Genomic DNA, 379 nt, shown 5'->3' on the forward strand with positions numbered 1-379 from the left:
GCCGCCCGCTTGCGTCACGCGGTCCGTGCCCAGTTCGCCCACCAGCTTGAAGTTGTCGGTGAAGGCATACACGGGACGCACGCCGACCGAGGTCCAGGTCGAGGAACCGTTTGCGTTCGACTCGTCTTTTTGCCACAGGGCGACGAATTCCATGCCGAAGTTGGCCATGGGCTGGATCGCCATGTCATTGAAGATACGCGTGCGTTTCACGTCCGAACCCAAACCGGTGTCGCCCGAAGCGCCGAACTGTGCGCCCTTGCCCGTACCAGGACCGACGCCGTACTGCACGCCGAAGGTATTGCCGCCGCCAAACACTTTACCTTGACGGTGGAATGCCGACAGCTGCCAGCCGTTATTGCGCTTGCCAGTGATGACGTCA

1 protein-coding gene is annotated in these 379 nt (G+C 61.5%); it reads right to left on the bottom strand.

Going from position 1 to position 379, the window contains the following annotated elements; all coding sequences use genetic code 11:
• Window positions 1-379: carbohydrate porin (locus KO539_RS30785; protein WP_219313996.1), on the bottom strand; the 379-nt coding region annotated here is incomplete at both ends.

The organism is Janthinobacterium sp. NKUCC06_STL, assembly GCF_019345455.1.
Classification (GTDB): domain Bacteria; phylum Pseudomonadota; class Gammaproteobacteria; order Burkholderiales; family Burkholderiaceae_D; genus Janthinobacterium; species Janthinobacterium rivuli.